At 27.4% G+C, this 21,727-nt stretch carries 22 protein-coding genes, 1 rRNA gene and 1 riboswitch; of the genes, 14 read left to right on the top strand and 9 right to left on the bottom strand.

Annotation, left to right across the window (positions count from 1 at the left end; translation table 11 throughout):
- Window positions 1-2: 2 nt before the first annotated feature.
- Together rrf and OTK55_RS08070 are read left to right on the top strand one after the other, a co-directional pair.
- Window positions 3-124 (top strand): 5S ribosomal RNA (gene rrf / locus OTK55_RS08075).
- Window positions 125-294: 170 nt separating this feature from the next.
- Window positions 295-1,674 (top strand): MATE family efflux transporter, encoded by a 1,380-nt coding sequence (locus tag OTK55_RS08070; protein WP_274871714.1) that lies wholly within the window; start codon window positions 295-297, stop codon window positions 1,672-1,674.
- A gap of 178 nt (window positions 1,675-1,852) precedes the next feature.
- Here the strand turns inward: OTK55_RS08070 and OTK55_RS08065 are convergent, their stop codons facing one another.
- Window positions 1,853-2,050, bottom strand: coding sequence for a hypothetical protein (locus tag OTK55_RS08065; RefSeq protein ID WP_274871712.1), 198 nt, complete (start codon window positions 2,048-2,050; stop codon window positions 1,853-1,855).
- Between OTK55_RS08065 and OTK55_RS08060 the strand changes: the two genes are divergently transcribed.
- Entirely contained in the window at window positions 1,956-2,441 is a 486-nt protein-coding gene (locus OTK55_RS08060) for a manganese efflux pump MntP (protein WP_326520460.1), read from the top strand. The genes OTK55_RS08065 and OTK55_RS08060 overlap by 95 nt on opposite strands.
- 151 nt (window positions 2,442-2,592) lie before the next feature.
- On the opposite strand, the gene OTK55_RS08055 is transcribed toward OTK55_RS08060, so the two are convergent.
- The 4 genes from OTK55_RS08055 to OTK55_RS08040 form a co-directional block, all read right to left on the bottom strand.
- Window positions 2,593-3,750, bottom strand: coding sequence for an MFS transporter (locus OTK55_RS08055; protein WP_274871711.1), 1,158 nt, complete (start codon window positions 3,748-3,750; stop codon window positions 2,593-2,595).
- 255 nt (window positions 3,751-4,005) lie between these two features.
- A complete protein-coding gene (gene ribB, locus OTK55_RS08050) occupies window positions 4,006-4,656 on the bottom strand; it encodes a 3,4-dihydroxy-2-butanone-4-phosphate synthase (protein ID WP_274871710.1) in 651 nt (216 codons plus the stop codon).
- An 84-nt stretch (window positions 4,657-4,740) separates the two neighbouring features.
- Window positions 4,741-4,882, bottom strand: a riboswitch (FMN riboswitch).
- 69 nt (window positions 4,883-4,951) lie between these two features.
- The gene (locus OTK55_RS08045; RefSeq protein ID WP_274871709.1) at window positions 4,952-5,257 is read right to left on the bottom strand and encodes a hypothetical protein; all 306 of its coding nucleotides are present in this window, start codon (window positions 5,255-5,257) and stop codon (window positions 4,952-4,954) included.
- Between the two features lie 101 nt (window positions 5,258-5,358).
- Entirely contained in the window at window positions 5,359-6,336 is a 978-nt protein-coding gene (locus OTK55_RS08040) for a transposase (RefSeq protein WP_274871708.1), read from the bottom strand.
- Window positions 6,337-6,630: 294 nt separating this feature from the next.
- On the opposite strand from OTK55_RS08040, the gene OTK55_RS08035 reads away from it, so the two are divergent.
- The 6 genes from OTK55_RS08035 (at window position 6,631) to OTK55_RS08010 (ending at window position 10,756) form a co-directional block, all read left to right on the top strand.
- A complete protein-coding gene (locus OTK55_RS08035; protein ID WP_274871706.1) occupies window positions 6,631-7,290 on the top strand; it encodes a hypothetical protein in 660 nt (219 codons plus the stop codon).
- Window positions 7,291-7,929 carry a hypothetical protein gene (locus tag OTK55_RS08030; protein WP_274871705.1) on the top strand — a complete coding sequence of 213 codons (639 nt, stop codon included), beginning with the start codon at window positions 7,291-7,293 and terminating at the stop codon, window positions 7,927-7,929.
- Between the two features lie 120 nt (window positions 7,930-8,049).
- On the top strand, window positions 8,050-8,556 hold the full coding sequence (locus tag OTK55_RS08025; protein ID WP_274871704.1) for a flavodoxin: 507 nt from the start codon (window positions 8,050-8,052) through the stop codon (window positions 8,554-8,556).
- A gap of 24 nt (window positions 8,557-8,580) precedes the next feature.
- Window positions 8,581-9,180: a TMEM175 family protein gene (locus OTK55_RS08020; RefSeq protein WP_274871703.1), complete on the top strand. Its 600-nt coding sequence runs from the start codon at window positions 8,581-8,583 to the stop codon at window positions 9,178-9,180.
- Window positions 9,170-9,733, top strand: coding sequence for a TMEM175 family protein (locus OTK55_RS08015; protein WP_274871702.1), 564 nt, complete (start codon window positions 9,170-9,172; stop codon window positions 9,731-9,733). The genes OTK55_RS08020 and OTK55_RS08015 overlap by 11 nt, the downstream gene beginning before the upstream one ends.
- A gap of 210 nt (window positions 9,734-9,943) precedes the next feature.
- A complete protein-coding gene (locus OTK55_RS08010; RefSeq protein WP_274871701.1) occupies window positions 9,944-10,756 on the top strand; it encodes a hypothetical protein in 813 nt (270 codons plus the stop codon).
- Window positions 10,757-11,141: 385 nt separating this feature from the next.
- On the opposite strand, the gene OTK55_RS08005 is transcribed toward OTK55_RS08010, so the two are convergent.
- Both OTK55_RS08005 and OTK55_RS08000 read right to left on the bottom strand, forming a co-directional pair.
- Window positions 11,142-13,100 carry a cation:proton antiporter gene (locus tag OTK55_RS08005; protein WP_274871700.1) on the bottom strand — a complete coding sequence of 653 codons (1,959 nt, stop codon included), beginning with the start codon at window positions 13,098-13,100 and terminating at the stop codon, window positions 11,142-11,144.
- Between the two features lie 239 nt (window positions 13,101-13,339).
- Window positions 13,340-14,188, bottom strand: coding sequence for a hypothetical protein (locus OTK55_RS08000; RefSeq protein WP_274871699.1), 849 nt, complete (start codon window positions 14,186-14,188; stop codon window positions 13,340-13,342).
- A 217-nt stretch (window positions 14,189-14,405) separates the two neighbouring features.
- Between OTK55_RS08000 and OTK55_RS07995 the strand changes: the two genes are divergently transcribed.
- The gene (locus tag OTK55_RS07995) at window positions 14,406-15,560 is read left to right on the top strand and encodes a DUF763 domain-containing protein (protein WP_274871698.1); all 1,155 of its coding nucleotides are present in this window, start codon (window positions 14,406-14,408) and stop codon (window positions 15,558-15,560) included.
- A gap of 39 nt (window positions 15,561-15,599) precedes the next feature.
- Here the strand turns inward: OTK55_RS07995 and OTK55_RS07990 are convergent, their stop codons facing one another.
- On the bottom strand, window positions 15,600-16,286 hold the full coding sequence (locus OTK55_RS07990; protein ID WP_274871697.1) for a hypothetical protein: 687 nt from the start codon (window positions 16,284-16,286) through the stop codon (window positions 15,600-15,602).
- Window positions 16,287-16,535: 249 nt separating this feature from the next.
- On the opposite strand from OTK55_RS07990, the gene OTK55_RS07985 reads away from it, so the two are divergent.
- The 3 genes from OTK55_RS07985 (at window position 16,536) to OTK55_RS07975 (ending at window position 18,924) form a co-directional block, all read left to right on the top strand.
- On the top strand, window positions 16,536-17,393 hold the full coding sequence (locus tag OTK55_RS07985; protein ID WP_274871695.1) for a helix-turn-helix transcriptional regulator: 858 nt from the start codon (window positions 16,536-16,538) through the stop codon (window positions 17,391-17,393).
- 15 nt (window positions 17,394-17,408) lie between these two features.
- Window positions 17,409-18,230 (top strand): helix-turn-helix transcriptional regulator, encoded by an 822-nt coding sequence (locus tag OTK55_RS07980; RefSeq protein WP_274871693.1) that lies wholly within the window; start codon window positions 17,409-17,411, stop codon window positions 18,228-18,230.
- Between the two features lie 139 nt (window positions 18,231-18,369).
- Entirely contained in the window at window positions 18,370-18,924 is a 555-nt protein-coding gene (locus tag OTK55_RS07975; RefSeq protein WP_274871692.1) for a nitroreductase family protein, read from the top strand.
- Between the two features lie 2 nt (window positions 18,925-18,926).
- On the opposite strand, the gene OTK55_RS07970 is transcribed toward OTK55_RS07975, so the two are convergent.
- Entirely contained in the window at window positions 18,927-19,187 is a 261-nt protein-coding gene (locus OTK55_RS07970; protein ID WP_274871691.1) for a hypothetical protein, read from the bottom strand.
- A 668-nt stretch (window positions 19,188-19,855) separates the two neighbouring features.
- On the opposite strand from OTK55_RS07970, the gene OTK55_RS07965 reads away from it, so the two are divergent.
- Window positions 19,856-21,724, top strand: coding sequence for an AAA domain-containing protein (locus OTK55_RS07965; RefSeq protein WP_274871690.1), 1,869 nt, complete (start codon window positions 19,856-19,858; stop codon window positions 21,722-21,724).
- The last annotated feature ends 3 nt before the right edge of the window (window positions 21,725-21,727 follow it).

The following is a 21,727-nucleotide window of genomic DNA, read 5'->3' as shown; positions in this document are numbered from 1 at the left end:
GGTACGGCGACCATAGCGATAGGGTCACATCTGATCTCGTCTCGATCTCAGTAATAAAGTCTATCCACGTTTTGTTTGGTACTATAGATGGTAAGTCTATGGGAATTTCAGAAAGTTGCCGGCCTTTCAAATATATTATTTAAATAAATAACTATTTCTATTCAAATCTTAGTATTATAAAGTTCTATTTTTACAAAATTTAATTTATCTATTTTTGTTTATCTATTAAGGTTAATGTTAATTAATTATTAATTAGATATATATTCACATAATTTTCTTTTCGGTGGAATTGATTTGATAGGGGATAATGTTAGTTCTAATGATTCTAGTGTTAAAAGTATACTTGGTGATTCTAGGAATGCTTTAATACGTATGTCTATTCCATTAATTGTTTCCTTATTTTTCATTAGTATTTATAATGTTGTGGATGCTATGTGGGTTGCTGGTATTGGTGTTAATGCTCTTGCTGGTGTGGGTTTTGTTACTCCGATTTTCACTGCTATTATGGGTATTGGTAATGGTCTTGGTGCTGGTTCTGCGTCCAGTTTAAGTAAGTATATCGGTGAGGATAATAAGTCTAAGGCTGATAATGGTTCTATTCATACTATGTTTATCACCTTGTTTTTTTCATTAGTTACTACTCTTGTTTTATGGGTTTTCTTAAGGCCTATTCTTGTGTATATGGGTGCTGGTAGTACTATTGGTTATGCTTTGGAATATGGTAATATTATTGTTCTCGGCTCTGTTTTTGTTATCCTGTCTAACGCTATATATGGTATTCTGAGAGGTGAAGGTGATGCTAAAAGAACTATGTATGCTATGATTGCTACATCTATTCTTAATATGGTTTTAGATCCATTGTTTATATATGTATTTGGTATGGGTGTTGCTGGTGCCGCTTATGCTACTATTATATCATTAGCTTTTGTTAACATCGTATTATTATATTGGTTTTATGTTGGTAGAAGTACATATTTAAAGCCATTTATAGGTAATTTCAAGTTTAGCAGGGGTATTACTTTTGATATTTTGAAGGTTGGTCTTCCTGCTAGTTTAGAGTTAATTAATAATGCAGTTTTTGCTGCTTTGTTTTCATTACTTTTAACAATAGTTAGTGGTACTGATGTTATTGCTGTTTATAGTAGTGGTTGGAGAATTGTTACTATTGGCACTATGCCTATGTTGGCTGTTGGCACTGCTCTTATTAGTGTGGTAGGTGCTAATTATGGTGCTCATAATTTTGAGAATATACGTATTGTTCATAGGTATTCTATGAAGATTTCCATTATTTTAGGTGTTGTTTGTGCTATAGTTACTTATATGTTTGCACCGTGGATTGTAATGTTATTTTCATATGCTGATAGTAGTGTTTCTTTGTCAGGTTCCTTGATTGACTTTTTACATTGTATAGTGTTTTTCTATCCTACTATGGCTGTTGGTGTTAATTCCACATATGTATTCCAGGGTGTTGGTAAGGGTGTTACTGCAATGTTTCAGACGATTTTCAGAGAATCTGGTTTCACCTTGTTTTTTGCAGTGTTGTTTTCCATGATTCTCGGATGGGGTGAGTTTGGTGCTTGGCTAGGTATTGTTATTGGTGAGTTGGTTGCTAATAATATTACGATGGAATGGGCTAATTTATATATTAAGTCACTTATTAGAAGTAAGGAATAATATTCATTTATATTCTTCGTTATGAGGGATGTTTTATTGAATATTATTCAAGTTTGGTTGGGTTAATTATTTATTAGGTTATTTTAGAAATATTATAGTATTGAGTGTAGGATTTCTATTTTGATTTAGATTAATAAAAAATAGTGTAGGTTTTAATTTATTTTTTTTTCTAATTTATTTATAATTTGATTAATAAGGAGTATATTTTTTTTATGGAAATGGAGTTTTTTGCAATTTTATTATTGGCTATTGGTTTAGCTATGGATGCTTTTAGTGTTTCTTTGACTAAGGGTTTTACACAGAAGAATTTGACTAGAATGCAAGTTTTATGGTATGGTATCTTTTTTGGTGTTTTCCAGTTTATGATGCCTGTCATCGGTTATCTTTGTGGTACTAGTATTAGTTCTTTTATTTCTAATATTGCTCCATGGGTCGCATTTATATTATTGTTATGTATTGGTCTTAATATGATTCGTGAGAGTTTAGATAGTGATGAGGAGGATACTGTAGATGAGTTTAATTTTAAGGAGGTTACATTACTTGCTATTGCAACCAGTATTGATGCCTTTGCTGTTGGTTTAACATTTGCTATTCTTAATACTAGTTTATGGATTCCATGTATTATTATTGGTATTGTTGCATTCTTGTTTACTATTGTTGGTATATTTATTGGTCGGAAACTTGGTGATATTTTTGGTAATAAATTTGAGATTGTTGGAGGAATTATTCTCATATTCCTCGGATTTAAAATATTACTTGGATTTTAAAGAATGATAAATTAGAAGTTTATCATTTCCTTATAACTATTTTTATTTTAATTAACTTTAATTCTCTTAATTATAATTTTAGGTTACATGATGTACCTGTAACATACTATTTTATACTATTTATAATATTTTTTTTGTATTGTATTTTTTATCAGGATGGATTTAGATTAATTCTTGTTCTTAGTAATATGAATATAAATGAGAATAACATGATTATTATTGATGCAAGGAATATTGATATTGTTCCATAGGATAGGATAATAAATCCACCTATGCTTGTACCCATAGTTATACCAATATTAAGTACACTTATATAGATACCATTAGCAAACTCTGGTGCCTGTGGAGCTGCTGATACAACCCAGTATTGTATAATATCATTAACAAGTCCATCAAGAAATCCCCAGACTATCATTAGTAGCACTGTTGGAATAATACTATGACCATAGTAATAGAATAATAGGAATAATCCACTTAATATGAAAGGATATGTAAGTGTTGTCTGATCTGGTTTTGTTGTTAATAATTTTCCACCAATCCAGTTTCCAAATAGTGATGCAATACCAAACAGGAATAATGTTATACTTAAATCTAAGCCAACAATATGTGTTACTGTCTGTAGGAATTCTGACATATAACTATAACTTATACAAACACCGGTTATCAGTACAAGTACACCAACACATGACATGAAGAATATTTTAGTCTTCACACTTTGTACTTGTGATCCATAGGCAGTGACTTTTCCTGGAAGTTTGGGGAAAAATAGGACTGTTGCAATAAATGCTATAAATGTTACAACAGTAAACCATAGCATTGCTGCTCTGTAGCCTATAATAGTTGCCATGAATGTTGTGATTGGAACACCTATAATAGTACCTGCACTTACTCCCATAATAACTTTACTGACACTTTCTTGTGCCTTTTCTTTTGGAACAATTTCTGCTGCTACTGCTAGTGTAAGACTAATATATGCAGGATAAAATATAGCAGGTATCACACGGCATAGTAATGCAAAGTAGAAGTTATCTGTGAATGCTGAGAAGAATGTGCATACTACAAATACTAATAACACTAATGAAAATACCTTTTTTCTATCATATTTATTAAATAGCATTGGTATAAATAGACTGGTTATTGCTATTGTTATTGAGAATAAACTTACAAATAATCCTGCATGGTCAATACCAACATTAAAATATTGAGCTATTTGTGGTAGAATACCTATTACTCCAAGTTCTGTGCTAAGTATTCCAAAAGTTCCTAGCATCATTATCATAATTAATAGGTTAGAATTGTATTTATGCATAGTATCATTTACTCTTATAAATTTAGTTTAATTATATGCTAATTAACATAAAACAAGATATACTATTCAATTTATTAATAATTATATAAATAGATACTTTAAAAACAAATAAAAACAGTTATTCTAATAAACTAGTTGAAAAGAAAAAAAATTATATGAAATTACATGTAACATAATTTCAATATATTCCTCAATTTATTCTAATTATGTAGGTGATTTAATGAAAATAAGGAATCAGTAATATAATAATAAAAATTATGTATTATCCATGTATACTTCTTTTTTATACTTAATAATATCCTGAATTGTAACAACAGGCATATCATGCTCTTCTGAAAATTCAATTATTCTAGGCATTCTAGCCATTGTTCCATCAGGATTTGTTATTTCACATAAAACTCCCATAGGTTTAAGTCCTGCCATTCTCATCAAGTCAATGTTAGCCTCAGTATGACCGTTCCTTTCAAGTACTCCACCATTTTTAGCTCTTAATGGAAATACATGGCCTGGATGATGTAAATCAGTAGGCTTTGCATTATCTTTAACACAAGTCCTTACAGTAGTGACTCTGTCTTTAGCAGATACACCTGTAGTAACACCCTCAGCGGCTTCTATACTAATAGTAAATGCTGTTTTATATGTACTGGTATTATTTTCAACCATAAGAGGTAATTCTAGTTTATCAGCATCATCTTCACTCATACATAGACAGACTATTCCACTACCCTCACGTATTAACAAGGCCATCTGTTGTTCTGTAACACTTTCAGCTGCAAAGAACATGTCACCTTCATTCTCACGTGACTCATCATCTGTAACTATAACACCTTTTCCATTTCTAAGAGTATCTAATGCTAATTCTACTCTTTCATTTGGTGTTCCATCTAACATATCTTCATGATTCATTAATATCATATCTCCTGTTAATCGATTTAAATATTATGAACCAGGGCTAAAAAAAGGGATTAAATGTATATTTTGGTTTTATATGTACATTCTCTTCCATCCAGACTGTAACTGTCGGTTTTGGATTTTCACCAAATCAACATAAAACTATGCTCGTGGACTTATTAATCATTAATCTGATTAAATTACCACCGGTGGAGACTTACACTCCGCCCTGAGAACAATATTATATTTGTTATTATATCTTTAAATATATTTTTTCAAGAAAATGAATGTGGGGGTTAATGTAATTAAGTTATACTTTAACTTTATTTGCAGTTTTTCTATTATTAATTAATTTTTCATTAAATAGGCTTAATGTATCTGTTGTATTAGTGAAATGCATATCATTATTATCTGTGTATGTATCATTTGAGTAACAGTAGTCGTCTAGGTCTAATTGATCTATTAGTAATTCTTGTTCTTCTAGTAATTCGTCTAGACTTAAATTATCTAGTTCTCCAGTTTCAGCCATATTATTTAATATATTATTTAACATATTCTGTGCATCATTTCTAATGTTTCTTGGAGTGTTTATATTGGTTTGAAAATATTGTGACATATTATCATCTCTGTACTGTTACTAATATATCAATATATATTAATATATAAGTCTTTGTATAATTAAATAAGATAAATACAAATAATGGCTTTGTTGAAATCCTATTTTTGTAAAATTTGAATAGATCTATAAATATTATAAAACACATTTTTTAATTTTGTTTCTTTTATTTGCAATTTCGTAGATCTGCTATAGTTTATTCCATTGAATCTTCTTTTTTGTATACTATTCACACATTCTACTTGATTTCTAAAGTTATATATTGATTTTAAGAATATAGCTCTACATTTACTTCTATATTTTCCTGATTTTTGTCTAGTTTTAACAGGTATTTGTGGTAATGCTGTTGTTTCTTCTACTATTGTTTTTTTAATTATTTCTGAATCATATGCTCTATCTGCTAATATGTATCGTGGTTTATACTTTTTTATTGCTCTAATTGCACTTATTGCAAATACTGTATCGAATTTTGGTCCTTTTAAAGCATTGTAATGTCTTATTAACATGTATTTTGAATCGATTGTGATATGGTTTTTTATGTACTGTCGTCTTGTTTTATTGGTTCTATTGTTATAATAGATGTCTGAATAGGAATTAGTGTATCCTGTTCCATCTAAACTGAAATAACACTCTTTCACTGGGAAATATTGTAATAATATTTTGTTAATATTGTTTATTTGTTCTGTTTCTATTCTTTTGAAGAACTTCTGAATAGTAGTGTGATGTGGTATCGTTTTTAGTCTTAAAGCTTTCTGTAATTTAGTGGATACGTTTAAATTATCAATTGTAGTTCTGTAATCGTATTTATTGTATATTTTATACGCTATTATTGCAAACAATTGTGGTTGTGTGTATTTTTTCTTTGAATAATGTGATGAATATTTGTTAAAAGTTAATTTAGCATAATTATATGCTGTTAATACGAAATCTAACATCATATTATGTGTTAAATCTATTTTTTCATTTTCAGATATTTCTGATAAATAATTATTATTTCGTCTTTGAATTCCAAAATCGAAAAGTTTAAGTTGTTTAGAATTCAAATAGTTATTTGTAGAATAGGTATTTTCGTTTAGCATAATTATATCTATTCTACTCTTTAAATAAATACTTATTCTTCTTGTATTACTTTTAAACTTATTATTATTCTTTAATTTTATAATTTAGATTGATTTCAAGTGTAATTTTTTTATTTAATTACCTATTTTTTAAAATAATTTAATTTTAAAAGATTAAATAATGTTTTTATAAAAATTTTTATTATGAAATTATAGGTTTTCTACAAAGCCCAAATAATAAAATATTTCAAAATATCTATAGAATCAAAGAAACATAAATAAAAATGATAAAAAACATGAAAAAGGTAAATAAAAATGACAGATGAAAAACCATTAAAACTAGTAATAAAATGTAATGACCCAGTAGAATATGGTGACCTATACGGATTAAACAAGAAAATACCCGATGAAGAACTAGAAAAAGCAAAACCATACATGAAACACTTCTCACCAAAAGAATTCCCCGACGTGATGAAAATAGCAGGAGATCCACATGGATGGATGTGCACATATGAAAACATACCAAAAGTAGAAGAAGCACTAGGCATAACAGAAACACTAGAAAAACAGGAAAAAGACAGAGCAGAGAAAAGAAAATACTATGATGCACACAGAAAAGAAAAAGAAGAAGCACAACTAAAAATCGAGGAAAAATTCGCAAATGCACCAAGACCAAGACAAAGACTAGACACACTGCTAAGAGTAGCAAGAATAGCATATGACCCAGCAAACAGTTTCAGAGACAACAGATACTATGGTGGAGGACACCTCTTTATCATAACAAAAAACAGCATATGGTATATAATGAATAATGGAAGAAAAGAAGACAACTGGAACATAAATAATATAGAAATACCAGATGGTGGAGGAGCAGTAGGATTCAGACTAGATTATACAGAAGAACTACATGAACTAATAAAAACATTAACAGAAAACAATGTATACGAAGGCGACATGTACATAGAGGAATACTAAATGACCAGTGAAGAACCATTAAAGCTAGTATTAAAATGCATAGACCATGAAGAACATGGAAAATTATACGCTTTAAACAAAGAAATAAGTAATAATCACATGGAAAAAATAAAGCCATACTTTAAAAAATATGGACCGAACGACTTTAAAGATGTAATGAAAATAGAGGGAAACCCCTACGGGTGGATGTGTAAAGAAAAAAATACACAGAAAGTAGAGGAAATATTACAAATAACAGAAACACTAACAAAACAAGCAGAAGATAAAAAAGAAAGACAGAAAGAACTAGACAAAGAACGAGAAATTAAAGACCAGGCAATGACAAAAATTGAGGAGAAATTTTCAGGAGCACCAAGACCATCAAAATTCCTAAAAAAACTACTAAAAAAAGCAGACATAGTATATGATCCATCAAATATATACTATGAAGACCATGAAATAGGTGAAGGTCAATTGTTTATTATTAATAATAATTACATATGGTATATCATCAATAATGGCCGTGAAGATGATGATTACAGTATAAATAATATAAAAACAAGTGGACCTGGAGCAGTTGGATTCAGAGTGCCTTATAATGATGAATTACATGAATTAATTAAGATATTCTCAAATGAGAATATTTATAAAGGTTCTTAATCTCCCTATTTTTTTTATTATAACTTATTAATCTATTTTTACAAAAACGATAAGAAACTGTTCAAATAATATTTTTAATTTATATATTTAAAATAATATATACGATAATTAAGTGATAATATGAAAAGCTTAATTATTTATTATTCTAGAAGAGGCGAGAACTACCTCAATGGGGATATAGTAAATCTTGAAAAAGGAAATACAGAGATTATCGTAGATTATATTAAAGGATTCATTGATGCAGATACTTTTCAAGTAGAAACAGAAGAAGATTATCCAGAATCTTACATGGAAACTATTGATATAGCAAAAGAAGAACAAGAAAAGAATATTTATCCAGAACCTAAAGAAAATCTTGATGATATAAGTAAATATGATACAATATATATTGCATCACCTAATTGGTGGGGAACATTACCAATGGTTCTACAAAGACAATTAGACAAACTTGATTTTACTGGAAAGACTGTTAAAACAGTTATCACCCATGAAGGATCAGGTTTAGGAAATTGTATGAAAGATATTAAAAAACTTTGTAAGGGTGCTGATATTAAAAAAGGACTTGAAATAAAAGGTTCTGCGGTTAATGATTCTAAAGATAGAATTAAAGCTTGGATTGAACATTAAAATTTAAGGGGAATGGTGTTATTATTGGATTCAGGTCGATTTGAAACATTTATTGATGCTATTTTTGCTATAATGATGACAATTATGGTAATTAAAATTCCTCAACCTGAGACATTAAGTCTCAGTGGTTTAATGGAATCAAGTGTGATGTATCTTAGTTATCTTATCAGTTTTATTATTATAGCAAGTATATGGAATAATCATAGAAAATTATTTGATCGAATTAAGGATATTGATAATGTCGTAATAGCAATATATATGGTGTTAACACTTACAATTACATTTGTACCTTACTTTACTCTTTGGGTTTCTGAATACCCTTATTCATTAGTTCCTGAGTTATGTTATGGATTGTTATTTGTTATTACAAATATTTTATATATGTTAGCAAGTCACATTGCAGTAACTCGTGATAATTATAATTATAATAACAATAACCTTGATGCTTTTAGATATGTTCGATTAAATGTCTTGATTTATTTAGTGTTCATTGTTGGATTTATCTTAGGAATATTTATTAATCCTATTGCAATTTTAATTGCATGTTTAGTAACTGCTATAATTTGGAATTTACCATTTAAGTATTTAAATACCTGTGAAAAAGGTGATGTTGATGGACACTGAGAGATTTGAAGCATTGATTGATGCAATTTTAGCTATTATTGTTACAATAATTATCTTAGAAATTCCATTACCAGCTCATCCAGATTTAGCAAGTCTCTGGGAAGTAAAGGTGGAATTCTTTGCTTATATAATAAGTTTCTTTGTTGTATTTAATATTTGGAATTCAAATCATAATTTGTTTATAAAAATAAATAAGTTAACAGATTCCATCGTATGGACAAATATGATAAGCATATTTATTTTAAGTTTTATACCATATGCTACTATAATGGTTTCAGAGCATTTCTTTTCATTCTTTGCTCAGGCTTGCTTTGGAGCTTTCTTTGTAGTTCTTCATATACATTATATTTTACAGGCAGAGGTTTTAAAGAAAACAGATCCTGCAAATATTGCTTTAATAGTTTATCTTAATAATGGTAAAAAGAATTCTTTTATAGAGTTCATATTCTTTGCAATTGCTTATATTCTAGGATATTTTGTAAGTCCTCCTTTAATCATGGTGGGATGTTTATTTGCGATGAGTTTCTGGATAATTAAAGATCAGTTTGTTTAATAATTTATAAAAATTATTTTTTCTTATTTTTTTTATTCTATTTTTTAAGTATTTAATAATTAATTTAGTTTTTCATTGTTTTTTTCTGAATTTATAATTTAAATAAACTTATTGTGAAAATTAATTATAAAGGCTCTTTTCTAATTAAATAAAATATATCTTTAAGTTATGTTCATATATCATATTAAAGAACTAGTTGAGGGGATACTTATGGTTAAAGATAAAGATATTATTCGTAGAGAAAATGGGGAAGGTCAGATTTTTAGTGTAGACCCTAATAATCCTGATCATAGATATAGTTTACCAATCATAACAATTCTGGAACAGCATTATCCTTACCTTCTTGAGAGTATTAATGAAGAAAACTTTGATATTTCAGAGAATGAGAATTGCATGATTTTTAAAGAGATTGTTCATATAGATAAGGTTGTAGGTTTTAGTGCTTATAAAGGTGGAGATGCTAATGAACATAAATCTTTAGTTCTTCAGTATATCTATGTTTTACCTGAGTATAGGGGTAATAATTTATTGGTTAAGGATGTAATTGATACAATTTCTCTTGATAGATATGTTTCTATAGAGTCTCCAACTAGGTTTATGGTGGAATCACTTGTTGAAGGTGGATTGGCTCGTGTATTTGATGACAGGTATGTTATCAGTAGAATACCTTTCTGTGCACCTATTCATAATTTCACTGATGAGGAAAAGGAATATCTTAAACAGACATATAATTTACCAGACCCTACTGGAATTAATAGGGAATCTTCTTTATATGATTTAAAATATTGTGCTATTGTTTGTCCGGCATTTGATGGTAGTAACAGGGCTTATAATCCTCATGATAGTAGTACTAAGTCTTTAGAAGATGGTTATATTAGTGAGGTTTTGGATATTGATGATAAGTATTTTGATGCTTCTCATGTTAGATTAACTGATGGTGAAGAATATACTGATGCTTACTTTAAGAGGGTTTCTGATGTTATTTCTAAGTATAATGATGAAATTAGAGAATTATTGAATTAGTTTTAATCTTTTTTTTCTAATTTGGAATATATTTTATAACAAACTTTATATATTTAGGTTTACTTAAATTTATATAACTAATGAATTTTAATATATAATGGAGTATTCTATTAGTACTTCATAATCTATAAAAAAATTATAATAATTCAAAAGGTGAATATGATGGAAACTTCAACAAAAGACGCATTAAAAATAACAATAGAATTAATAGTACTATTCGTAATACTATACATGATACCATTATTCATAACAATACCAGAATAATACAATAAAAAACTATTATACAGATTATTGAAAACATAATCAATAATCTATATATAATCTAACCTTCCTAGAAAAAACTTATTATAAAAAAATTAATTAAAAAAAAGATAGAAAAGAGAAATTATATCTCATTAGTAACATGGAAATATCTTAAAAAACTACTTATATTTTCAGAGGTACCAGTAAATATAACTAAATCATCGATTTTCAAATTGAATCTGGCATCTATTTCTGTGAATGTTTTATTATTTCTAATAACTGATGTTACAGTAAGATTAAACCTATTAAAGTCTATATCACTAATTTTCTGTTTTCTAGTAATCTGTACAGACTCCATATTTAAATCGGTCACACGGTTACTCAATGAAGTTGTAATATCATCTGAAGATACATGACGGAACGTATCATAAGCATCAGACCTAAGACTTTCAATCGTACTATTTATTTCATCCATATCTTTATCATAATAATCCATTACACGTGTAAACATGATAATACTTGTTTCATATTCCTCAGGAATAACCTCATCAGCACCAGCTTCATATACATCATCAACATTTTTAAGAAATCTTGTTCTAACAATTATATGAATATCCGGATTTAATCTTCTTGCAGAATCCACAGCTTTTATAGTGCTATCATAACTAGGCATTGATATAACAATACATTTTGCTGATTTAATACGTAATTCTTTCAATACGCTTTCATCATAACCATTACCATAAATAATTGGAAGACCTAATGCTTTATTTTTTTCTACAACCTGTGGATTAAAATCAACTATAACATAAGGTATATTATAAGTTTCACATGCACTAGATAAGTTTCTACCATTTACACCAAATCCTACAATAATTACATGATCTTCAAGTTCATTCTCTTCAATTTCTGCAGGCTGTATTGTTTTTAATTCTTCATCAACTTGGAAATATGGTATTTTCTTGAAAATACCTACAAGACGAGGTGTAATTTTCTCAAGTAACGGAGTAGCAGACATAGTTATTATTGTCACTGTTAAAAATGTTGTAAACAATTCTCCACTGATTAACCCATATTTCATTCCATCCTCTGCTAATATAAATGAGAACTCACCAATCTGACTTAATAATACTGATATAGCTACAGTTGTTTTTATAGGAAGTTTTAAAATAACTCCAGTTAAAAATGTTGCTACAAATTTGATTACTAATACTATTGCAGCCAGTGCAATTATTAATAGGATGTTATTTATGAAATAGGATACATTTATCATTAAACCGATAGATATAAGGAATATACTCATGAAAACATCCTGGAATGGTTGTACATATCCTAATGCTTGATGGCTGAATTCCGTGTTTGAAATAATTAAACCTGCAAGGAATGCACCTAATTCTGGTGAGATTCCAAGGGATGATGTTGCAAAGGTAGTACCCAGACATATGAATAATATTAGAAGCATGAACAAGTCACGATTTTTTGTCTTTGCTGCTTCATTTAATGCAATCGGTACAATCCATTTTGCACTTACAGCTATTATTATAACAAATCCTACTAATTTGAGTAATGTTGTAGGAAGTGTACTGAGATCTATTGATTGTCCGCCAAGTACTGGTGTTAATAATATTACAAGTATAACAGCTAAATCCTGAAATATAAGTATTCCTAATGTTACTCTACCCTGGATTGAGTGTGCTAAACGTTTTTTCTGTAATATTTTCATTACAATAGCTGTACTACTGAAACATACGAGAAATCCCATAAAAATAGATTGATTTAATGGAGCTTTTCCTATAAAGAGTATGAGTGTAACTAAAATAGTTGTAAGAACTACCTGTAATATTCCACCAAGTACTGCATATCTTTTAATTGCTGAAAATTTTTCTATTGAGAATTCAAGTCCTATAATAAATAATAAAAAGATTACTCCTAATTCAGATATATTAGTTATAATACTTGTAGAGTCAATGAATTGTCCTAAAATAATTCCCGTTAAAAATAGTCCAATCATTGAGGGGAGTTTTAATTTATTAAATAATAATAGGATTACTACGGAGGTTATTAGTATTATTGATATATTTTCTAATATGTATAAATCCATTTTTAATTTTCCTATTACTTATAATATTATATATATTAAGTAAATTATTTATAATTTAAGTAATATTTAACAACATTTAATATTCAAATAATAATTTAAACAATTATTTTATAAAATGTTAATAAATATACATGAAAAATAGTAAATATTGTGTAATTATATTTTTTTTTATTATTATAATATTAGAAATACAATAATTATCAATTTTAAAAAAAGGAAAAAAAGAAAGGTTATTTTTTCTACGTTGTAGTAATATTATCATCCGTGACATTGTCTGGATCTGGAGTTTCATCTTTACCTGCTCCACCAGATAATTGTTTAGTAGTAGTATCTACTTCATATTCAGCAATCACTTCACCATTTCTGTAAGCGGCGAAGATGTATAACTTATGTCCATCAGCTGATGTATCTGTTTGAATAAGTTTTACTGTATCTACTTTATGATTATTTGTTTTTAAATCAGAATATACAAGTTTTTCTGCTTCATCTACTGATAATACAGTAATATTATCTGTTTTGTTAGTTATATTCTTGGTTATATTATTATCTGAAGTATTCATTTTATTGTTATTATTGTTATTGTTATTATTGTTATTGTTATTATTGTTATTGTTATTATTGTTATTGTTATTGTTATTATTGTTATTGTTATTGTTATTATCTACATTTCCAGAGTTTCCGTTGTTATCAGTGCCACCGTTTTTCTTATTTGTGTTAGTACCAATAGAGTTTCCACTTCCAGAATTTCCGTTATTGTTACCAATGTTATTCCCAGTACCAGATTGACCATTACCTGAACCTGATTGATCTGCACCCGTGTCGGATTGACTATTACTTGAACTTGCCTGACCGGTGCCAGTACCTGCTTGACCTGCAGGACTATTCTGGGAATCACCAGCTACTAATAAATCAGATACGGATTGACCTTCATCACCAGATGATAATAAATCCGAAATACTATCTGCTGAATCATCAGCAATAGCTGTTAATGGATTGAATAAAGTTTCATTATTACTACTATTATAAGTAGCAGCAACAACCCCTATAAGTGCTACTATTAATATGGTTAATACTATTTTTTTATCCAATATTTCACCTGACTATACTTTTATCTATTTATAATTTTTTAATTAATATTATTTAAATATTTTATCTTTAAACAGATACAACAATGATTAATAACGAATATAAAAGATGTAACATTTAACTTAATAAAAAAAAATTAATATTTATCATGTTACACGAAAAATAATACTTATCATGCCCGGTTAATGTTTATAATATAAATATGAAATAAATATTATCATGCAAAGAAAAGGAATAACTACATTACCATTACACTCAGATCATACGCCACGTTGGCTCTGGAATAGGATGGTTAAATTATCACGTGCTTTAACAGAAGTAATTCTTGAAGAATATAGTCAGGAAAAATTTCTTGAAAGATTATCTAATCCCTACTGGTTTCAAAGCTTTTCCTGTGTAATAGGATTTGACTGGCATTCTTCAGGAACAACTACTACTACATGTGGTGCTCTAAGAGCAAGTTTAAATCCTGAGGAACATGGAATAGCAGTATTAGGTGGAAAAGGAAAAAATTCACGTAAAACACCTAAACAAATAGAAGATCTTTCATCAACATTTAATATATCTACAAAAGCAACTGATACTCTGAAAGAATCATCTAAATTATCAGCTAAGATAGATAATGCATGTATACAAGATACTTATACATTATATCAACATAACTTTTTTCTAACTGAATCAGGTAATTGGGCAGTTGTACAACAAGGTATGAATACAAATACAGGATATGCTAGAAGATATCATTGGATGAACACAGACATTGATAATTTCCTAAATGACCCACATACTAGTATAGAATGTGATAAGAAAGAAGAACTAGCATTAAACATGCCATCAGAAGACAGTAAAGAAGTACAAAAAACAAGTGTAGACTTGATAAATGATAATCCTGAACACTTAAGAACATACTTCAGAAGAGAAGACCCAAAACAAACACTACTAACTGACTTTTTTGATTTTAATCAACATGATGATGAAGATCCAACAGGATTTAAGAATCAAAAAGCATTTAGCATGCCAGCACATCATGAAGTGCTAGACATGGATTTATCAGACAGAGAATTCAAAGTTCTTAAAAACGCTTATGAAATACAACCTGAAAACTATAAAGAATTAATTTCCTTAAAGGGTATTGGTCCAAAAAAGATAAGAGCATTAGCATTAATAAGTGACCTTGTTTATGGTGAAAAAGCTAGCTGGGAAGACCCTGTTAAATATAGTTTTGCTCATGGTGGAAAAGATGGATTTCCATACCCTGTTGATAAAGAAGTATATGACCATTCTATTGAAACAATTAAAGATGCACTTGACCAGGCAAAACTTGATAAAAAAGATAAATTAGATGCTATAAAACGATTAAACAAGTTTTTATAAAAAAAATAAAATTAGGAAAAGATTTGTTGTAATGGGAATTTAATTGTTGAAGTTATTGGTAGTTCTATTATTCATAATACCTATTTGTCTGTTCACATCATATAATGAATATATCCATATTATTAGTGCTATAAATGGTGGGATGATAAGTATGGAAAGTGCAACACAGACATAAACTATTAAAAATACTGCTATTCCTTTTCCCCATTGGTCAATATAGGCATAACCTGCTCCAGCAATAAAAAAACCTAATATAAATGCAACAGTTTTACTTTTGTGTGATAGATACTGTCCATTTTGATTTCCATAATTTTGATTTCCTTGAGTATTTCCGTAATTCTGATATTCAGGATTGCTGTATTCATTGTATTGGTTTTGTTGTCCAAAGCGTTGATAATTATTTTGATTATTATTGTCCATTCGATTATATTGCTGATAGTAGTTAGAATTTCCATTATCATAGTGGTTATTTTGTTGATTATTTTGAGTTGAGTATTGGTTGTTCTGTTGGTTATTCTGGTTTTGATATTCTTGGTTATTGTATTCTTGTTGGTATTGTGATTTGATTGGTTGCTGTGGCTTGTTTTGTTTATTAGGATTTGGTTGATTGTTTTCTTGTATGTTTTGTTCATTTATATTATTTGGGATATCTTTAAGGCTTTGACCACAGATTATACATGTGTCTTTATCATTATTTTCAAAGCCACAATTGGGACATTTTGTCATTATTTTTCTCCTCCACTATAAATTATTAAATATAATGGTGTTATTTATTATATTATTATTTCTTCTTTATTATTATACTTATATTTCTTTTAATTGCTATTGTTTGATAATATGATTGGATGAAAATAGTTAATCTTATTCTTATTAAAGCATTATTTAATAAAATTTAAGTATTTTGAATCATGGTGGATAATAAATATAAATCTATATAATAGTAAAGTAGTATTTAGGTTAAGAGGGGGTATTTATATGTGTGTGATGATGGAAGATAAATTATATTTTAATGAAATCAAAGATGAATTAAAATTTCTAACAAACTCAAAAGTAAGATTTCAAATATTAACTTGTCTATATGATGCGCCAGCAACAGTCAGTGAAATACATGAAATCACAGATTTAAAATATAGTTCAATAACTAGTAATTTGAAGAAATTAGTTGAATTAGACTATGTAACTAAGGAGGATAATGAATATCAGTTGAAAACACATACTCGTTTACAATTGTTAAATATATTCTACTTAAATAATAACCTTGAATTTATTCATGAATATGATGAATTCTTAAATAATCATATAGTAGTCAATGATGACTTACAGGCAATAGGAACATTACCTTATATAAAAAATATTGAATTAATACAAGCAAATAATATTAATCCTTACCTTGCTACTGAGACAATAGAAGAGACTATGATGAGAAAAGGTAGAGTAAAGTCTATATGTATATATTTACATCCAAATTGTTCGGGTATGATTCAATTCATGATGAATCAAGAATCAGATTTTGAGGTTATAGTACCCTTAGAATTTGCACAATACATTATAAAACATGCATATGAATACCTAACAGATATTCCCTTAAAAAATATACGCTTTAATATTAAACCATTACGTGAAACGCCATTAAGAATAGTATTAGTAGTATCTGAACATGAAATAGTAGTGGGTTTAGTAAGAAAAGAAGGAAATTTTAATAAAAATTGTGTTCTACGGTCAGAGGATTCAAGTGCAAGAGCCTGGGGTATTCAAGTATTCCGAGAATTTGAAGTTCTTAAAGAAGGCTATATTGATATAAAAGAATTAGTAAGAAAACATAATGATTTATAGGTGGGGTGAAATACAATGATAGATCAAAATATAGATGTAATAACATCAGATTCTTATGACCATGTGCGATTTGTATTGAGCTCTGAACTAAGATTGAATATCTTAAAACTATTATTTAATCATGAATCCTGTTCACTAGAAAAACTAACTAAAAGGTTAAATAAACAGGAAAGTAATGTTTCAAGAGCAATCAAAGAACTTCAAGAAAAGAAACTAGTAGCATATGATGATAAATTATATTTTTTAACTTCTGCAGGATATCTTGTATCTAGAAATTTACAGAACTTCTTTGATAATTGGTATACAGTTAATAAGATGAAGGAATGTTGGGATGTTCATAGCATAGATAATATACCCTATTATTTCTCAAGATATCTTTATTTATGGAAGGATGCTAATATAATCAAATCTGATTATGTTCATTATAATAAGACACTGGATATATTCACAGAGAAAATGAAGGATGCGGGAGATATTCGAATGATTTTACCAATATATTCAAAGTATCATATGAAGGCAATAATTCATTCACTAATTGATAATGACACAACATTACAACTAGTAACATCTAGAAATATTCTTAAAGCAATACAAAGATCTGAATTCAATGAATCATTTGAAAGATTAAGAACAAATAAACGAATTAACATATGGACAAGTGATAAAGATGCACATAACCTATTCTATGTAATCTCTGATGATTGGGCTATGTTATCATTATTTTATTTAGATAAAAGTTATGATGATTCAACAATGTTAATAGATTATAAAAAAGAGAACATGGTTATTCATCGTGCATTATTTGATGATTACAAGAATAATTTTAAACTCATTTAATTCATTATCTTATTTCTCTTTTTTTATAAAAAAATTTATAATCTTATCTAGTTTTATAATAATAACATTTTAAATAAAAAATAAGTAGTATAAAATAAATATAAATTAATAGAATAAACAATTAGGAAATTTGGTATTTATGGAATCAACATTAGATGATTTAAAAACAAGACGTAGTGTAAGAAAATTTAAAGATGAACCTGTTAGTAAAGAAGACTTAGAAAAAATTATTGAAGCAGGTACATATGCACCTACAGGAGGAAATAAACAATCGCCAATAATACTAGTAACTCAAAGAAAAGATATTATAGAAAGAATTGGTGAATGGAATAAATCTTATTTCCCTAGTGAATTACTTGACCAGATGGGTGATGTTGATCCATTTTATGGGGCATCTACATTAATTATAGTATTAGCAGATAGTAATATATCTACATGTGTTGAAGATGGTAGTTTAGTAATAGGTAATATGCTTAATGCTGCTCATGCAATAGGTGTTGGAGCATGTTGGATTCATAGAGCTTGTGAAGAAATAGAAAGTCTTCAAGGTAAGGAATTACTTAAAGTATGGAATATTCCAGATAATTATATTGGTATTGGTCATGTGATATTAGGATATCCTGCAGATGACTTTGAACCTGTTGAAAATCCTAGAAAGGAAGATTATGTAATTAATTTAGATGAGTTATTATAAACTCATTTTAGTATTGATTTTAACTTCCAACTTGTTGAGGATTCTACTTCCTGTTTAAATGCATTTAACTCAGCATTTTCTTTTTTTAGTTTTTTATTTTCTTCTTTTAACTTTTTTATTTCATATTCATAATCTTCATTTTGAAAAACAAATTTACCTATTTCCATTGCCTGCTTTTTATAGTTTAATTTTTCTTCATTTAATTCATTTTCTAGTATCTTAATTCTTTTTTCAAGATTTTCAATGCTATTTTCGTCACTCATGAAAAAATACTCCTTATGATTCTACTTATTAACTACTTTATGAAAATAAATATATTAGTATATTGTTATTTTTCCAACATAATATTATTAATATAGTAATTCTAACAAAGTTTTGAATTACAACATTTACTATTCGAGAATACAACATTTCATGAGGGATTACAACATTGTGTTATGAATATTTATAAATTTCAACATTTCCATAAAAAAGCTCTAAATTAGATTAAATATCATATAATCTTATTATAATAAGTATGAAGCTCTATACAGGTAAAAATAATATTTAAAATAATATATTTTGAATTTATTTTCAGTTAATTATTAGAGTTTTTGATAAAAAATTTATTATATACTTCAAATAAAATATTATTTGTTTAATTATAAAAAATTAAACAATTGGATATTATGTTAAATTTATAAAAATAACTTAAATTTAATTTTTAATATCTAAAAATATTTTAGTCTATTATATTATAGATGTTATGAAATAATATATTTCAAATATCTACTAATGTAGGTTAGTAGAAAATTATATCCTATGGAAAATGAGTATAGAACAATTAACATGTTTTATATTCATTTTTCTAACACATATTAAAACTATTTTTTTTAATTGTTATATCACAATAATTATTAATACAAATTACTATAAATAGTAATAACTTATTATGAATAAAAAATATACTCAATTAACGTATCAATTAAAACAATTAATAAAAAGAGAACAACAAGATAATCAAACTCAAAAAGCTCAAATAAATAAAATACAGGATAATATTATAGAAATATCCTTAAATAATCCTACAGCACTAAAAGTAAATACACAAATAGAATTAAATAGAATCAAAGGAACAATAATCAAGAATAGAAATAAGAATATTACAATAAAACTACAAGAAAAACATGAATTCCATACAAATCAAGAAGTAAAACTACATAATATACAGCAAGATATAATCATTAAAAAGTTACATGAATTAGAATCATCCATAGAAGATGATAAAATAAATAATTCCAACAAAGAAACATTAAATACAATAGTATATAAGACAAATACAACATTTCAGAATAAAGAATACAACATTCAAAATCTTAACAAAAACCAGGAATTAGCAGTACAAAGATCATTAAATGCAAACAAATTCCATATAATACAAGGACCACCTGGAACAGGAAAAACGCATACAATAATAGAAATAATTAAACAACTATACAAACAAGGAATGAAGATACTAATAACAACACATACTCATATAGCTTTAGATAACATCCTAGAAAAATTAGATGATATACCACAAGAAGATATATTAAGAATAGGAAATACTTCAAAAATACAGGATACATCAAAGAAATACACTATAAATAATCAAATAAAACAAGATAAACAATACAAAGAGATATTAAAAAGAAAAAAAGAGTTACAGGAAGTAAAAAGAAGTATACAAAGACAAGATGTAATACAGCAACCAAATATAAAAATAGAAGAATCACTATTATCAAAAATAATACAGAAAATAACAAGAACTAAGAATACTGAATACATCATACATAAAAATATTAAAGAAACTCAGAATAAGAATTACGAGCAAAAGATTACTGAGTTAAACTCCGAAATTCAAGAAATAAAGGAAGCTATACAAAACAAATTACTCAAGACCATACCTATAATAGCTTCAACAGTACTCTCATCATCAAGTTACTTAACTAAGGACATAGAATTTGATTATATGATAATGGATGAGGCAAGCCAAGTACCCGTATATCTTTCGTTAATACCCCTGATGAAAACTAATAAATTTATATTAATAGGAGATAACAAACAGTTACAACCAATAACTAATAATAATACAATACCCTCATTAAATAAATCTATATTTAATCTACTTATAGAAAAATATCCTGATAATTATACGTTCCTAAATATTCAATATAGAATGAATCATGAAATATCCGATATAGCAAGTAAACTTTATTATAATGGTAGATTAAAAACAAATGAGACCAATGCTAATCAGAGAATTATTTTAAAAAAACAGGATAATATTCTATTAAATGAAGATCCAATAACATTTATAGATACTTCTAATATGAATTATGATGAAACACAGAAATCTAATGGATGTTGTAATAAATATGAAGTTGAACTAATATTAAACTTAATAAAAACATTAATATCGAATAATATTTCTGAAGAGGAAATAGGTATAATAACGCCATATAGAAAACAAAAACTATACATACAAAAGATACTACAAAAACAGGAGTATAATATTGAAACAGATACAATTTATAGATTTCAGGGAAGAGAGAAAAACATTATAATTATAAGTTTTTGTAAGAGTTTTAGGGGGTCTTTAACGAAATTTCAGAAAAGATTCATAGCAGATAAGAATCAGCTAAATGTTTCAATAACAAGATCTAGAAAAAAATTGATATTGATTGGAAATATTTCTCTATTGTCCCATGCAGAGAATTTTCAAGCATTAGTAAGGGTGGTATCACCACTAAATACAATATTTTTAAATGATTTCTATTGATAA

The organism is Candidatus Methanosphaera massiliense (assembly GCF_028890305.1).
GTDB classification, from domain to species: Archaea; Methanobacteriota; Methanobacteria; order Methanobacteriales; family Methanobacteriaceae; genus Methanosphaera; species Methanosphaera massiliense.
This window is presented reverse-complemented; position numbering and strand designations above follow the sequence as displayed.

Excerpts from the sequence above, each read along its gene's own strand:
- OTK55_RS08065 (WP_274871712.1), bottom strand. The coding sequence starts at position 2,050 with ATGACAGGCATCATAAACTGGAAAACACCAAAAAAGATACCATACCAT.
- OTK55_RS08055 (WP_274871711.1), bottom strand. The coding sequence starts at position 3,750 with ATGCATAAATACAATTCTAACCTATTAATTATGATAATGATGCTAGGA.
- ribB (WP_274871710.1), bottom strand. The coding sequence starts at position 4,656 with ATGAATCATGAAGATATGTTAGATGGAACACCAAATGAAAGAGTAGAA.
- OTK55_RS08045 (WP_274871709.1), bottom strand. The coding sequence starts at position 5,257 with ATGTCACAATATTTTCAAACCAATATAAACACTCCAAGAAACATTAGA.
- OTK55_RS08040 (WP_274871708.1), bottom strand. The coding sequence starts at position 6,336 with ATGCTAAACGAAAATACCTATTCTACAAATAACTATTTGAATTCTAAA.
- OTK55_RS08035 (WP_274871706.1), top strand. The coding sequence starts at position 6,631 with ATGACAGATGAAAAACCATTAAAACTAGTAATAAAATGTAATGACCCA.
- OTK55_RS08030 (WP_274871705.1), top strand. The coding sequence starts at position 7,291 with ATGACCAGTGAAGAACCATTAAAGCTAGTATTAAAATGCATAGACCAT.
- OTK55_RS08025 (WP_274871704.1), top strand. The coding sequence starts at position 8,050 with ATGAAAAGCTTAATTATTTATTATTCTAGAAGAGGCGAGAACTACCTC.
- OTK55_RS08015 (WP_274871702.1), top strand. The coding sequence starts at position 9,170 with ATGGACACTGAGAGATTTGAAGCATTGATTGATGCAATTTTAGCTATT.
- OTK55_RS08010 (WP_274871701.1), top strand. The coding sequence starts at position 9,944 with ATGGTTAAAGATAAAGATATTATTCGTAGAGAAAATGGGGAAGGTCAG.
- OTK55_RS08005 (WP_274871700.1), bottom strand. The coding sequence starts at position 13,100 with ATGGATTTATACATATTAGAAAATATATCAATAATACTAATAACCTCC.
- OTK55_RS07995 (WP_274871698.1), top strand. The coding sequence starts at position 14,406 with ATGCAAAGAAAAGGAATAACTACATTACCATTACACTCAGATCATACG.
- OTK55_RS07990 (WP_274871697.1), bottom strand. The coding sequence starts at position 16,286 with ATGACAAAATGTCCCAATTGTGGCTTTGAAAATAATGATAAAGACACA.
- OTK55_RS07985 (WP_274871695.1), top strand. The coding sequence starts at position 16,536 with ATGTGTGTGATGATGGAAGATAAATTATATTTTAATGAAATCAAAGAT.
- OTK55_RS07980 (WP_274871693.1), top strand. The coding sequence starts at position 17,409 with ATGATAGATCAAAATATAGATGTAATAACATCAGATTCTTATGACCAT.
- OTK55_RS07975 (WP_274871692.1), top strand. The coding sequence starts at position 18,370 with ATGGAATCAACATTAGATGATTTAAAAACAAGACGTAGTGTAAGAAAA.
- OTK55_RS07970 (WP_274871691.1), bottom strand. The coding sequence starts at position 19,187 with ATGAGTGACGAAAATAGCATTGAAAATCTTGAAAAAAGAATTAAGATA.
- OTK55_RS07965 (WP_274871690.1), top strand. The coding sequence starts at position 19,856 with ATGAATAAAAAATATACTCAATTAACGTATCAATTAAAACAATTAATA.